Origin of the sequence: Streptomyces sp. NPDC048441 (assembly GCF_043200235.1) — a bacterium.
Lineage (GTDB): Bacteria > Actinomycetota > Actinomycetes > Streptomycetales > Streptomycetaceae > Streptomyces.
The window spans coordinates 181,994-196,390 of sequence record NZ_JBICXM010000006.1; the positions used below are offsets into that span (position 1 = coordinate 181,994).

The 14,397-nt window shown below is 70.2% G+C and carries 8 protein-coding genes; 2 read left to right on the forward strand and 6 right to left on the reverse strand.

Translation table 11 applies throughout. From position 1 onward, the window contains the following. The coding region (locus tag ACGFSB_RS17010; protein WP_393399445.1) for a hypothetical protein at window positions 1–398 on the forward strand (398 nt) is incomplete at its 5' end. 368 nt (window positions 399–766) lie between these two features. Continuing rightward, a complete protein-coding gene (locus ACGFSB_RS17015) occupies window positions 767–1,873 on the forward strand; it encodes an LAETG motif-containing sortase-dependent surface protein (protein WP_393399447.1) in 1,107 nt (368 codons plus the stop codon). A gap of 172 nt (window positions 1,874–2,045) precedes the next feature. Here ACGFSB_RS17015 and ACGFSB_RS17020 read toward each other — a convergent pair whose 3' ends face one another. The 6 genes from ACGFSB_RS17020 to ACGFSB_RS17045 form a co-directional block, all read right to left on the reverse strand. Further along, window positions 2,046–3,905 carry a GMC oxidoreductase gene (locus tag ACGFSB_RS17020; RefSeq protein ID WP_393399450.1) on the reverse strand — a complete coding sequence of 620 codons (1,860 nt, stop codon included), beginning with the start codon at window positions 3,903–3,905 and terminating at the stop codon, window positions 2,046–2,048. A 65-nt stretch (window positions 3,906–3,970) separates the two neighbouring features. Beyond that, window positions 3,971–5,587 (reverse strand): succinic semialdehyde dehydrogenase, encoded by a 1,617-nt coding sequence (locus tag ACGFSB_RS17025; RefSeq protein ID WP_393399452.1) that lies wholly within the window; start codon window positions 5,585–5,587, stop codon window positions 3,971–3,973. 139 nt (window positions 5,588–5,726) lie between these two features. Beyond that, window positions 5,727–7,559 carry a serine/threonine-protein kinase gene (locus ACGFSB_RS17030; protein WP_393399454.1) on the reverse strand — a complete coding sequence of 611 codons (1,833 nt, stop codon included), beginning with the start codon at window positions 7,557–7,559 and terminating at the stop codon, window positions 5,727–5,729. A gap of 83 nt (window positions 7,560–7,642) precedes the next feature. Further along, complete coding sequence (locus tag ACGFSB_RS17035; RefSeq protein WP_393399456.1) at window positions 7,643–9,295, reverse strand: protein kinase; 1,653 nt, start codon at window positions 9,293–9,295, stop codon at window positions 7,643–7,645. Between the two features lie 103 nt (window positions 9,296–9,398). Next, on the reverse strand, window positions 9,399–11,105 hold the full coding sequence (locus tag ACGFSB_RS17040; protein ID WP_393400162.1) for a protein kinase: 1,707 nt from the start codon (window positions 11,103–11,105) through the stop codon (window positions 9,399–9,401). Window positions 11,106–11,373: 268 nt separating this feature from the next. Next, entirely contained in the window at window positions 11,374–14,250 is a 2,877-nt protein-coding gene (locus ACGFSB_RS17045) for a protein kinase (RefSeq protein WP_393399458.1), read from the reverse strand. Between the last annotated feature and the right edge of the window lie 147 nt (window positions 14,251–14,397).

Genomic DNA, 14,397 nt, shown 5'->3' on the forward strand with positions numbered 1-14,397 from the left:
CCTACGACTCCTACGACTCCTACGACTCCTACGACTCCTACGACTCCTACGACTCCTACGACTCCTACGACTCCTACGACTCCTACGACTCCTACGACTCCTACGACGGGAGATCATCGCGGGCGGTTCCCCACCTCCGGGTGACCACAACGACTGACGACTACCGCCACATCCAGAATCTGAACGGGCTCAGCAACACGATCGCCAGCGCCATGAGGCCGACCACGATCACCACGCTCCACACCCGTCGGCTGCGCTCCGAACGCGCGTCACGCCGCGGCCCGGTCGGTGTGGACCGCCACTCGTCGGGCCGCCATGCCCCGGCCGTGCCCACCCCCTCCGCCGCCTTGCGCTTCCGGCGCCTGCGGCCCAACGCCCGTGAGTCCGCGGCCTGCTGACGAGCCGCCTCCTCGTCGAGACGCCGCAACCGCTCGGCCACCATGCGGGCCCGCGCGGACGGTTCCTTCGGCGCGGAGGTACGGATGTCGCGCAGGCTGTCGCGCTCGAACCGCTCCCACACGTCGTCCGGCATCCCGTCCGACATTCCCTCCGGCATTCCCTCCGGCATCTCGTCCCGTATCTCGTCCCGTATCTCATCCGGCTCCGCCACGCCGCCCCCTCCTACCGCCCGTTGCTCCCGGTAGATCACCGTCGAGCGGAGGAATTTCTACGGCAACGGACGACAGCCGCACAAGCCATGTGATCCAAGCCACATAAGAATTCTGTGAGTTCGAGGACAACCATTCACAGGGGACGCAGGTCATCCATGCGTAACAACGGCCACACCCGCGTCCCCACCGCGGAGGCCTCCACCTCCGTACCGCTCACCAGGTGGTACGCCGGACTCCCTGAGGTCTTCATGAAGCTTCGACGTGTCATGGCCGCCGCGGCCGCGACCGCTGCCATAGCCCCGGTCGCGCTGCTCTCGGCTCCTGCCGCCTTCGCGACCGAGGACACCACTTCGCCCCCGAGCGCATCGGCCACCGAGTCGACCACGCCTCCCCCGGCGGTCACGCCGTCCGAGACGGAGTCCGCGACGGTGACGCCGACCCCGTCGGCCACCGAGTCGAGCACCCCGCCGCCGGCCTCGAAGCCCACGGAGACGGTCAAGCCCACGGAGAAGCCCACCGAGTCGGCCACGCCGACCGACGAGCCCACCGAGGAGCCGACGGACTGCCCGGTCGACGAGGACGGCGTCGACGCCGACTCGAAGCTGGAGCTCGGGCTCTCGGGTCTGCCCGGCAAGATCGTCGCGGGCAGCGGCTGGCACCAGTTCAAGCTGACCGCCGCCAACCCCAGCGACGAGGACCTCGGCGAGGTCCAGTGGCTGGCGGCCGTGGACAACTTCACGGACAGCCAGGACGAGAAGGACTGGCTGGCCAGCTACGCGCAGATCCAGTACTTCAACCCCGAGTCCAAATCCTGGGAGCCCATCGCGGACGAGGTCTCCGGCGGCCTCTACTTCGGCTCCACCGAGTTGGGCGCCAAGGAAAAGGTCGACATCAAGCTGCGCGTCAACATCAGCGCCAAGGCCCCGGCCGGTGACGGCTACGCGCTCGGCCTCGGCGGCTACCTCGACGCCGAGCAGAACTGCGTGCACAACTCATTCGCGTTCTACGAGTTCACGGTCCTGAAGGCCGGCAGCAGCAACGAGAACCCGGGTGAGGCCGAAGAGGACAAGGGCGGCAAGAAGCCCACCGGCGGCAAGAAGCCCCAGGGCGGCGCCAACGAGATCCCGACCACGGGCAATCTCGCCGAGACCGGATCGAGCTCCATGCTGCCGACCATCGGTCTCGTCGGCGGTGTCGCCGTCGTCGCCGGTGCGGGCGCGGTCTTCGTCGTCCGCCGCAAGAAGGCGGACGCCAACGCCTGACGCCACGGCGCGTGACAGCGCCTGAGGCCACGCTCGCGAAAGGACCTGCGCTCGGAGGGGGGTGCAGGTCCTTTCGCGTACGTCCGCAGATTTCGTCGTACGCAATTTCCGCTGTACGTAGTTTCCGTCGTACGTAGATTCCGCCGTACGCAGATATTGCGGGACTGCCGCGCTACTTCTTCGCCGGTACCGTCGGCATCCCCAGGAACGGCAGCTTCAGCGCGCCGAACGCTTCCGCGGGCACCGCCGGGGCCTTCGGCTCGACGGCCGCGAGACGTACGTACTGCGCACCCGGCGCGGGACGCGTGTCCTCGGTGCCCTTGTTGGGCCAGAAGGACATCGCGCGCTCGGCCTGCGCGGTGATCGTCAGGGAGGGGTTCACGCCCAGGTTCGCGGAGACCGCGGCGCCGTCGACGACCGAGATGCCGGGGTGGCCGTAGAGGCGGTGGTAGGGGTCGATGACGCCCGTCTCCGCCGAGTCGCCGATCGGGCAGCCGCCCAGGAAGTGCGCGGTCAGCGGGGTGCCCATCAGTTCACCGATGTTCGACCCCGCGAAGCCGTTGATCTCCTTGGCGAGCAACGTCGCGGCCTCGGTGGCCTCGGGGATCTGCGTCGGATTGGGCGCGCCATGGCCCTGCCGGGCGGTCAGCAGGCCCTTCCCGAGGCCCTTCTCCTTGCGGTAGGTCGTCAGGGAGTTGTCCAGCGTCTGCATGACAAGGCCGATGATGGTCCGCTCCGACCAGCGCCGGTTGGACAGCGAACGGACCGTCAGCCAGGGATGCTTGGCGACATTGCCGAACCAGCCCGCGACGCGCGCCCTCCCGCCCTTCAGGCTGTACGGCACCTGAAGGATCGTCATGCCGCCCATCGCATTGGACTTCTTGCCGTAGCGGACCGGCTCGATGTGCGTGGAAGCGTTGGGGTGGATCGACGAGGTGATCGCGACGCCCCTGGTGAAGTCCGCCTTCTCGGCGCCGTGCTGCTTGCGGTAGCGGCGGTCGGTGGTCTGCGAACCGACCAGGGCCTCGGAGTTGGTGCGGGTCAGCGCGCCGAGCCGCCCCGAGATCTGCGGGAGCAGGCCGGTGTCCTTCATGCGGTGCAGGAGCGTCTGCGTGCCGTAGGTACCCGCGGCGACGATGACGTGGCCTGCCGTGAACGTACGGCCCTTGCCCTTGCGCTTGTCGTCGGTGGGGAGGGTGGCGACGGCGTACCCGCCCCGCGAGTCCTCGGTGACGGTGACGACGGACGTCATCGGGTGGATGACGGCGCCCGCCTTCTCCGCCAGGTAGAGGTAGTTCTCGTTGAGGGTGTTCTTCGCGCCGTGGCGGCAGCCCGTCATGCACTCGCCGCACTCGGTACAGGCCTTGCGGGCCGGGCCCGCGCCGCCGAAGTAGGGGTCGGGAACTTCTGCGCCGGGCTCGGCCGTTGAAGTACCTGAGGCGTCCTGCTCGTCGCCGAAGAAGACGCCGACCGGCGCCATGTGGAAGCTGTCGCCCACTCCCATGGCCTGGGCGGTCGCCTTCAGGTGGACGTCGGACGGAGTCGTGGTCGGGTTGAGCCGCACCCCGAGCATGCGCTTGGCCTGCTCGTAGTAGGGGCCGAGCTCGTCCTGCCAGTCCGTGATGTCCTTCCACTGCGGGTCGTTGAAGAACGGCGCGGGGGGCACGTAGAGCGTGTTCGCGTAGTTCAGCGAACCTCCGCCGACGCCCGCTCCCGCCAGCACCATCACATTGCCGAGCAGGTGGATGCGCTGGATGCCGTAGAGGCCGAGAGCCGGTGCCCAGAGGTAATTCTTGAGGTCCCAGGAGTTCTTCGGGAGCGACTCACGGGTGAAGCGGCGACCCGCTTCGAGTACGCCGACGCGGTAGCCCTTCTCCGTCAGACGCAGGGCGGAGACGGAGCCGCCGAAGCCTGACCCGACGATGATGACGTCGAAGTCGTACGACGCGTCGCCGTCCCCGTCGCCCCCGCCCCCGTCGCCCCCGCCCGCATCACTGTCCGGCGGTTTCTGGACAGAGCTCTCCTGTGACATTGACTCTCCTCGTTGAGAACTGACCCCTAGAGAAAGGCTTTTGACGACCGGCCGAAGACCCTGGCCTAGCGCAGGCGCAGTGACTTCATCACCTTCAGGCTCAGGCTCATGAACGCCGCGTACTTCTCGTCGTCCATGCCGAAGGACGGCGCGAGCGGCATGAGCCGCTGGTGCGCGACGGTCTGGGCCTCGGTGTACTTCAGGATGCCCTCGGAGCCGTGCCGGCGGCCGAGGCCCGAGTCCTTCATGCCGCCCATCGGCGACTGCACACTGCCGTAGGCGGGCGCGAAGCCCTCGTTCACGTTCACCGTGCCGGTGCGCAGGCGGGCCGCGATCTTGCGGCCGCGGCTGCCGTCCTTCGTCCAGACCGAGGAATTCAGACCGTACGACGTGGAGTTGGCGAGCTCGACGGCTTCGTTCTCGTCGGTGAAGCGGTAGATGGAGACGACCGGGCCGAAGGTCTCCTCGCCGCACACCGCCATCGGGGACTCGACGCCGTCCAGGATCGTCGGCTCGAAGAAGAACGGGCCGATGTCGGGCCGGGCGACGCCGCCCGCGATCAGCGTGGCGCCCTTGGCGACCGCCTCGTCGACATGCCGCTTGGTGGTCTCCAACTGCCGCTCGCCGACCAGCGAACCCATCTCCGCCCCGTACGCGAGGGAGCGGCCGAGCCGCATCGCCTTGGTCCGCGCCGCGAAACGCTCCACGAACTCGTCCGCGATCGACTCATGGACGTACAACCGCTCGATGGAGATGCACAGCTGACCCGCGGACGAGAAGCAGGCGCGCACCGCGCCCGCCGCCGCCTTGTCGATGTCGGCGTCGTGGAGCACCAGCATGGCGTTCTTGCCGCCCAGTTCGAGCGAGACACCGACGAGTCGGCCCGCGGCGCCCTGCGCGACCTCGCGGCCGACGCGCGTGGAGCCGGTGAACGAGACGTAGTCGGCGTGCTTGACGATCTCGGGCCCGACGACGGGCCCCTCGCCGAGAACCACCTGGAAGACCTCGGCCGGAAGCCCGGCCTCGATGATCAGGTCCCGCGCCCACAGGGCGGTCAGGCAGGTCTCCGTGTCGGGCTTCATCACCAGGGCGTTGCCCGCGACGAGGGCGGGAAGGGCGTCGCCGATGGACAGCTCGAGGGGGTAGTTCCAGGGCGCGATCTGGCCGACCACACCGCGCGGCTGACGGTTCTCGGTGACCTTCGTGAGGGTCGGTACGACGCCGGTGTGCCGCTTGGGGTTCAAGTAGGCGGGGGCCTTGCGGCCGTAGTGCCGGGCGGCGACCGCGACGGCCTGCAGCTCCTCGTGCGCGTGCAGGCGTGCCTTGCCGGTCTCCAGCTGGATGAGGTCGAGGACCTCTGCCTGGCGCTGCAGGACCAGGTCGTGGAAGCGGAGCAGGACCGCGGCGCGGCGGCGGACCGGGGTGCGCTCCCAGGCGACCTGCGCCACGCGGGCGCGCTCGAAGGCGGTGGCCACGTCCTCGGGGGTGGACTCGGGCAGGTCCGCCAGCTTCTCGCCGGTGAACGGCGCGTGGTTGGCGGTCCGCCCCGAGCCGATCACATCCCGGGTGAGCTGCGCGATCAGCTCGGGAGTCACCACATCGGCGGCGGTGCGCGCGCCTTCGGGGGCGGTGGCTATCGGGTTCGTTCCGAGGGGCGCTGCGGTGGCCTGCGAGTCCGTCATGGTGGTGAGCGTAGGCCCAGGTCAGGGTTTTGGGTACCCGTCGGTAATCAGCTTTCACCGGGCGCACACACGGTGCCAGCGATTGCTGGCGGTAAAGCCCCTGATCAGGGGCTTAACCAGTCAGCGGCGGTCACCGTGGTCAGGGCTTCGCGATCTCCAGGTTGGCGATGGCGGTCTTGGCGACCTCGCGGCCGCGCTCGGTGAAGTCGCCCTTGCTCGGGTAGTCGATCCAGAGCTTGTACATGTCGCCGGACTTGGTCTTGTAGTAGAAGACCTTGGCCTCGCGCGGCCACTTCGACTCGCCGTCCACGGTCACGTACGGGATGAGGTTCTCGGCGGACTGCCGTCCTTCGTACTTCCCCTGCGTGGTCTTCTTGCCGTTGCCCATCTCGTCGGGGCTCAGGTCGCCGACGATGCTGCTGCCCTGCTCGGCCGACTTGATGTCGTCGTACGCCTCGGCCATCGAGGTGCTCGCGATCGCGTCGAGATCGTCCTCGGACTTCTTGTCGAGCGACAGGGTGACCGTGATGTCGCCGCTGTAGTCGGTGTAGCGGACCCAGTTCTTGTCGTCCGTCGCATCGGGCTCCGGCACGGACCTGAAGTACCCCTTGGGCGCCGCCATCGTCGCTCCGAGGTTCTTCGCCTCGTGCGTCTCCCACTCGTCCGGCAGCGATCCGGCGAACGGGTTCGCGATCACCAGGTACGCCGCGACCGCTGCGGCGACGACCACCGCGCCGATGCCGAACAGGCCCTTGCGGCCGATGGTGACGCCCTTGCCGCCGGAGGCACCGCCCCCGCCGATCTGCACGACCTGCGTAGGCGCCGCCTGCGGCGGCTGGGACGCTTCCTCCAGGAGGGCGCGGACCTGCGCGGCGCGCGGGCGCTGGCCCGGGTCCTTGACCAGTAGCCCGTTGATCGCCTGCGCGAGCGGGCCCGAGGCCGAAGCGGGCGCCGCGGGCGTCGCGTTCAGGACGGACTGGAGCGTCGCCGGGGTGTTGTTGCGGCGGAAAGGCGAGACGCCCTCCGTCGCGGCGTAGAGGACCACGCCGAGCGACCAGAGGTCGGACGCCGGGCCGGGGCGCTGGCCAAGGACCCGCTCCGGGGCGATGAACTCGGGCGAACCGACGAAGCCGCCCGTGTCCGTCAGGTTCGTCTCGCCCTCGATCTGGGCGATGCCGAAGTCGGTGAGGATGACGCGGTCGTGCTGGCCCAGCATGACGTTGTCCGGCTTCACGTCACGGTGCAGGATGCCCGCCTGGTGCGCGGCGTCCAGGGCGTTGAGCACCCCCAGGCCGACGCGGGCGGCCTCGCGGGCACTCAGGGTGCCTTCCTGGAGCGTGGCGCCGAGCGAGCGGCCCTGGACCAGCTCCATGACGATCCACGGCTGGCCGTCCTCCACCGCCACGTCGTGGACGTTGACCACGGCCGGGTGGTCGAGGCGAGCCGCGGCGCGTGCCTCGCGGCGCATCCGCTCGAAGACGTTGGTGCGCTCGCGCTCGGGCAGATGGTCGGGGATGCGGGGTTCCTTGACGGCGACCTCACGGTCAACCGTCTCGTCCTTCGCGCGCCAGACCGTGCCCATGCCGCCGTGGCCCAACTTGGAGAGCAGGCGGTAGCGGCCCGCGATCAGGCGGCCTGCGCCGGGGTCGGGCTCGGATGGCTGGTTCGGGACCACCTGGGTGGGCTGGGCGTACGGCGAGGGGGGCGGGGCCGGCGCGGCGGGCTGCTGCGGTCCTGACGGGCGCTGCGGTCCGGCGGGCTGCTGCGACCCCGCCGGGTGATACGCGGTCTGCTGCTGCGAATGCGGCTGCTCCGGCGGCTGCTGCTGCCCCGCGTACGGGTTGCCACCCTGGCCGTCCGGCCCACCCTGCCCCCCTTGCGCCCCCTGCCCAGGCACGCCCGGCTGCGGCGGTTGCAGTCCGAAACTGGTGGGTTCGTACGGGCCGTAGGAGGCTCCCCCGTCATTGCTCATGCCCACATGACTACCTTGCCCGGGGCCTCAGGTTCCACTCGGGTCACTGACTTGTGACCGGGGTGATGCACCGGAGCAGGGATTCAGCGACGTACGAACGTGTCCACGGCCGTGTCGAAGTACCGCCTGCTCTCCTCGGACTTGCCGACCGGCGCCGAGACCCACACGTCATACATCCGGCCGCCCTCCTCCCAGCACAGGTCGAACGTGTGCCGGTCGCCCTCCACCTCATCGAAGCCGTCCCAGCTGAACTTCCAGAGAGCGGCGAGCCTGCCGTTGTGCGAGGTCTCGCTGACCTCGCCGTTCCGGTATCCGGGGTTGTTCACCGGGCCCTTGGCGTCGGAGCGGCGCTGCACGGCGAGCGGGCCGCCCGGCTGCGGGGCCGACTCTTTGATGCCGATACGGAAGACGCCACCCGGCGACTTGTAGAAGACGCGGGGCCCGTCCACCTCGCGTGTGAAGCCGTTCGGCACGGCGAGCGTGAAGCCCTTTCGGTCCTCCGCCACGCGGTAGCCGTCCGGCGCCTCGGGCGCGGAGGGCTTCGGGGTGCGGGAGCCGCGCGTGACCGTGACCGTCGGGGTCGGCGAAGGGGACGGGGACGGGCTTGCCGTCCCGGTCTGCGCGGACTGCGAACTCCGCGAGGCCGTGGTCGATGGCGTACGGCCGTCACCGTCACCGTCCCTGCCCATCAGGAGCGCGGCGGCGGACACCCCTGCCCCGGCCACCGCTGCCACGAGCGCGGCGGCGATCAGCATGGCCCTGCGACGGCCCTGGGACTGCCCCACCGGGCGCGCGGGCGGGGAGACGGGCAGGTCACGGTAGGTGGGCGAGTAGTCGCCCGGCCGTACCCCCGGCTTCGCCGACGGCTGTCCGCCCGCCCGGCCCGCGGCCGTCGACGGCATCCGCCCCGTGTCGACGTACTGCCGCAGCAGCCTCTCGGCCTCCGCCACGTCGAGTCGCCGGTCCGGATTGCGTTCCAGGAGGCCGAGGACGACGGGCAGGAGCGGTGCCGCGGCGGGCGGCGGGCGGATCTCGTCGAAGACGACGGCGTGCAGCACACCGCCCATCGAGTCCCTCCGGAACGGCGACTCTCCGGTCACCGCGGCGACGAGGAGCGCGCCGAGCGACCAGAGGTCGGACTCGGGCCCGGTCCGCTCGCCCGACATCCGCTCGGGCGCGGTGTATTCGGGCGAGCCGACGAACGACCCGGTCTCCGTGAGCGTCGTCGCCCCGCTGACCTGCGCGATCCCGAAGTCGGTGAGGACGACGCGGCCCGTCGACTCCTCCAGGAGTACGTTCGCGGGCTTGATGTCACGGTGCAGGACCCCGGCGGTATGGGCGACACGCAGCGCGCCGAGGAGGTCGATGCCCATCCGGGCCACGGTCCGCGCGTCCATCGGGCCCTGCCGGGAGATCCGCCCGGCCAGCGAACCGCCGTCGATCAACTCCATGACGATGTACGGCTGGTCGTCGTCCACGACGACATCGTGGACCACGATGATGTGCGGATGTCTGAGCTGCGCCGCCGCCCGCGCCTCGCGCAGGGTCCGTTCGCGCTGGAGCAGGGACTCGGATGCGGAGAGCGTCTCGTCGAGGGCGAGTTCCTTGACGGCGACGCGACGGCCGAGGAACAGATCGGTGGCCTCCCAGACCACGCCCATGCCGCCCCTGCCGAGCCGCACATCGAGGCGGTAACGGCCAGCTATGATCCGGGCGTTCTCCCCCACGCTCCCCATGCGGCCATCATGCCCCACACGTGTGGATGCGGACCCTGCGGGCCCGTACAGCGGACTGGTTCCGGCCGCTCGTCCCAGTCATCCCGGCTGCGGACGCCCGCACTCAGCCCTCCCGCCAGCCCCGGAGTATCGCGTCGAATTGCTGCCGCGCCGTGGGCCAGTCGGCGAGAGGGGACGACATGTAAATCACGTACTCGACGCCGTCACGGCTGAGATAGGTCTGTTCGATGGCACGGCGGCGACCCACGGTCGTGTCGTTCGCCCCCGCCGTCCAGCTGAACTCCCAGAGGGCGCCGGGCCGGTCGCGGAAGCTGTTCGAGTTCAGTTGCAGCCGCTTGTAGTTGGGCAGCTTGGGCCGCACGCCCTTCTCCAGGTCCAGCTGGTGCGTGTAGGGGCTCTCCCACGTCGAGTTGCGGTCGATGCTGATGCGTACGAAGTGCCGTCCGTGGTCGGGCGTGTAGTCGATCTGCGTGCCGTTCATCTCACGCACCCAGCCCTTGGGCAGCGCGAGGCTGAAGCCTTCGGCGTCCCGCACCCGGTGCCAGTTCGCGGGGATGTCACCGACACCCTCGCCCGGCTTCCCGTCCCCACTCCCGTCCCCGTCCCCGGACTGTTGCGTACTGCTGTTGTCGCTTTTCTGGAGGTACAGGTAGCCGGCGGTTCCACCGCCGAGCAGCACGACCGCCGTGACCACGGCGACGATCGCGGGCCACTTGCGGCGCTTCTGGGGGAGCTGTGCGGGCTGTTGGGTGTCGTGGACGTAGGTACCCGGTTCGATGGGGCGACCGGGGTGCGGCGTGTGTGTCGGCGTGTGTGACTGTGACGGTGACTGCGCCTGATAGGGCGTCTGGTGCTGTGACTGCGCCTGATAAGCCGTCTGGTGCTGTGCCTGCTGAGGCATGGACTGGGGTGGAGTCTGCTCCACCGGCTGCGGGGCCTGCTGCTGGGACGTCGTGTGGATCTGCGTCGGCACATACGCCTGTGCCCCGCTCGGCCGCCGCCCCTCCGCCGCCTCGGCCAGCATCAGCTCGGCCTCCTCGGCGGTAGGCCGGGTGTTCGGGTCCTTGCGCAGGAGGGCGCTGATGACGGGCGCCAGCGCCCCCGCGTACTCGGGCGGCTCGGGCTCCTCCATGACCACGGCCTGCATGGTCCCCAGCGGTGACGTGCGCCGGAACGGGGAGTTCCCCTCGACCGCCGTGTACAGCGTGGCGCCGAGCGCCCACAGGTCGGACGCGGGCCCGGGATTGGCGCCGCTGACGCGCTCGGGCGCCAAGTAGTCGACGGAGCCGACGACTTCCCCGGTCCGTGTGATCGTCGAATCGCCCTCGATCGCTGCGATCCCGAAGTCGGTGAGCAGGATCCGCCGGTCGTTCGCCAGAAGTACGTTGCCGGGCTTGACGTCACGGTGCAGCACCCCGGCGGCATGAGCGGCACGCAGGGCTTTGAGGGTCCACAGGCCGATGCGGGCGGCCTCGCCGGGCTCGATGCGGCCCTGCTCCTTGACGGCGTCCGCGAGGGAACAGCCCTCGACCAGCTCCATGACGATCCAGGGCCGGTCGTCGTACTCGATGACGTCGTGGACGGTGACGACCGCGGGGTGGTTGATCCGGGCAGCGGCCCGCGCCTCCGCGTGCGTGCGCGCCAAAAGGACCGCGCGGTCGGCCTCCTGCACGAACTGCGCGGCCGTCAGCTCCTTGACGGCGACGGTCCGGTGCAGCACCTCGTCGTGTGCGCGCCACACACGTCCCATGCCACCGCGGCCTATGGACTCACCGAGCCGGTAGCGGCCCGCGAGGAGCAGGCCCTGCATCTGATTCACGTTCCCCCGCAATGGTTCTGACATGGCCCAGGTTAGGGAGCGTGGGGCGTGTGGGGAACCGCCGGGGTGCCTCGGAGACCGCACTGTGACGCTTCACGCAATGCCACGGAGTGGTCGGAAAGCGTCAACTTCCGCTGGTCAAGCGGCTAATTAGCGACTCGATTGGTGGCCCGATCACGATCAGGTCCCCCATCAGTAGCACGATCAGTGCCCGATCAGTAGCACGATCAGTGCCCCGATCAGTGCCCGATCAGTGACCTCAATCGGCTTGATAAGTGGCCGAAGCCTGCTCGAAGAGCCGCGAAACCTCGTCCCGCTCTGCTTCGGGCCCCCGGATCTGGACGACGTGATACTTCCCGCCGACAGCCATGGCGAGATTGCGTACGAAGGTCTCACGCCCCTCCGCGTCCTGCCAGGTGAACTGCCCCTCGGCCATGGTCCGCCCGCCCACGTCCACCGTGCGCATCCCGCTGGACGTGGCCCAGGTCGAGTCGCGGAACGGCTGCAACTCGCGCTCGTGCTCGCGCTGGTACTTCATGGGGTCCTTGCCGTACTCGTCCGTGCCGTCCCGCCCCGGCACGACGATCAGCTCGAAGTCGCCGTGCGTGTAGAGGACCTGCCCCCGCCCGTTCTTGGACTGCCGGTCCCATCCACTGGCGACGGCGACCCGGAAGCCCTCGGTGTCCTTGCGGAGCGTGAAACCCTGCGGCAGCTCGGGCCCGCTGGTCTGCGGCTGCTGCGAACCCGGGCTCTTCTCGGGCTTGTCGCTCGCCTTGCCCGAATCGCTGGGCCTGCCTTCCTCACTGGGCCGGGCGCTTGAGCTGCTGCCGGAGTCGGGCGCCTCGCTGCTGCCGACGTCACCGGCGGATCCGGCGCGCTCGCTGCCCTTCGTGTCCCCCGACTTGGGCATGAAGATCATGGCGTACGCGATCACTGCGGCGAGGCCGACCAGGATGAGCAGGAGCAGAAGGCGCCCCAGGGACCGCGGCCTGCCCGTCTCGCTCCGCTTGGGGGCGCGTGGGGGCGGGGGCGAGGCCAGATGTTGTGCGGGGACTGCCCGGTTTTCCCTGCCGTCCCTGCCTTCCCTGCCTTCCCTGCCTTCCCTGCCGTCTCTGCCTTCCCTGCCGTCCCGTCCCTCCCGGCCTCGCTTGTGCTTCTGCTTGTGGCGGCCGTTCTGCCGGGAGTTCAGCGTGGCGGTGGCGGCAGGTGAGGAGGTGCGCCGTTTCTTGCGGCGTACGAGATCACCGCGACGGCGTACGACAGGCAGCCGCCGGGCGTCGAACGGCGGCGCGGGCACGACATTCGCCCCCGCTTCGGGCTCGGGCGCCGAGCGGACCAAGGACCGCAGCCAGCCGCTGAGTTCCTCGATGTCGAGCCGCTCGGTGGGGTCCTGCCGCAGCAGCGACTCGACGACGGGCCTCAGCGGCCCGCACTCCTCCGCGAAGGCGGGCGGCTCCGCGCAGACCAGCTGGACGAGCTCGAAGGTGCTTTCCTCCGGGTAGGGCGCATGTCCCTGTACGGCACGGAACAACAAGGCGCCCAGCGCCCAGAGATCGGTGGCGGGGCCGATGGGCGGGGCGAGCTGCCAGTTCTCGTGCACGGGCCCGGCCTGCTCGGGCGCCCACCGCTCGGTGACACCGCCGACGACCGTCATCCGAGCGTGCCGGGCGCGCTCCGCGGCAAGGGCGGTGGCGGGGCCTCGGCGGGGGCCCGCGTTGCGCTCCGCTACGAGGGCGTCCCAGTAGCTGTGCCCGGTTGTCGGGGCGGGGGTGGGGGTGGGGGTGATGGGGGCGGGGGTGTTGTGGCTGAGCGCGGAGCCCGGTGCGTGGTGACGCGACTCGGGACCGGGCACATCGGCGCTGCTTGCTCCGCCTGTTCCGCCTGTGCTGCTTGCTCCGCCTGTGCTGCTTGCTCCGCCTGTGCTGCCTGTGTTGCTTGTTCCGCCTGTGCCGCCCGTACTACCCGTACCGCCTAGGTCACCTGCCCCACCATCCGCGCCGCTTCCACCCGCGAACCCTCCAGCAGGCCCACCGGCATCCGCCCCCGCACCGGAACTCCGCGCCCCCGCGCCGCCGCCCCTGGGCACGGCGCCATGCCACGGCTTCGCATTCCCGACGCCGTACGGGTCCAGGATCCGCCCGGCAGCCTCGCCACTGTCTCCATGACCGACCCGGGTGCCGTTCCCGATGCCGCTCCCGACCTCAGTGCCGTTCCCCGCATCACCCCCGGCCCCCGATTCAGCGCCCTCGCCGAACCCCAAGCTCACCCCGAACGCCCCGCCATCCCGAGGCCCCGGCAACTCCGCACCCGCCGCCGAGGACGAGTCCCGTCGCCCTTCGTCCTCGCTCACCCGTGCCGCGGCCCGCGCCCCCGCGCGATACGCGGCTATGGCACTGGGACGCGCCGCCCGCACATCGCCGCCCGGCTCCACGGCCGGGACGGCTTCGATCGCACCCTCACCGGCAACAGCCTCACCGGACCCGCCGTCGAACCCCCCGAGGACCTCCTCAGGGCGAGGGTCGTACCCGCACAGCGCCTCTTCCGCCGCACCCGCCGCGAGTCCCGTGAGGACCACCCGGCCGTCGTCGCAGACCAGCACCGTGCGCGCGGTGATGTTCCGGTGCACCCAGCCGTGCGCGTGCAGCACGCGCAGCGCCGTCACCACGTCCGACGCGATCTCCGCCGCCCGGTACGGACTCAACGGCCGGTCCGCGAGCAGCGCGGCCAGCGGCCTCGCCGCCACCAACTCGCTGACTATCCACAGCGAACCACCCTCGGCGAACACATCGAAGACCTGGTCGAGGCGTGGGTGATCGGGGATCTGCGCGGCGGCCTGCGCCGCCTCTATCGCGCGCCGCACCGCCGGATCCGACGGCCTCCGCGTCGTACGCGCCGACGACTGCCGCACCGCACCCGCGCTCACGAACCCCGCGGGAAGCTCACCGTCCGGGAGGTCACGCTCATCGAGCTCGAGCACTTCCGCGTCGACGACTTCGGGCAACGGCACCTGCCTGACGAGGACTTCCTGCCCGCTGTAGGTGTCGAAGGCCCGCGTCTCCGCGAGTTCGTACTCGTCCGCCGGCGGCAGCGGCAGGCGATAGCGGTCGGCGAGTACCCGCCCCGCGTATTCGTCCACGACGCCTCCCCCGACCGCCCGGTGGTCAATTCCGTTCGTCTTACGGCTTGTTGCGGCTGCGTACGGTCCGCAAGCACTCACGATACGTGCCGGAGGCAAACCACATTGAGGGGATGCGAGATCTGACCAGGACCCGTTCCGCGGATT